Source organism: Limosilactobacillus reuteri subsp. simiae (assembly GCF_020784875.1).
Taxonomy (GTDB): Bacteria; Bacillota; Bacilli; order Lactobacillales; family Lactobacillaceae; genus Limosilactobacillus; species Limosilactobacillus reuteri_H.
In genome coordinates, this window is sequence record NZ_JAJGUI010000040.1 from 1 (window position 1) to 208 (window position 208).

The 208-nt window shown below is 42.8% G+C and carries 1 pseudogene; it reads right to left on the reverse strand.

Features of this window, described 5'->3' with window-relative positions:
* Nucleotides 1-208 (reverse strand): annotated as a pseudogene (locus LMC10_RS01320) (hypothetical protein); the annotation flags it as partial.

Genomic DNA, 208 nt, shown 5'->3' on the forward strand with positions numbered 1-208 from the left:
TATCAATGAGCGAAAGTTTGAGCAACTCCGTTTCAATGAGTGAGAGTTTAAGTAACTCAGTCTCGATGAGTGAAAGCATATCTAACTCGGTATCGATGAGTGAAAGTTTAAGCAACTCCGTAAGCATGAGCGAAAGCCTCAGCAACTCCGTAAGCATGAGCGAAAGCTTAAGTAACTCGGTATCGATGAGCGAAAGCTTAAGCAACTC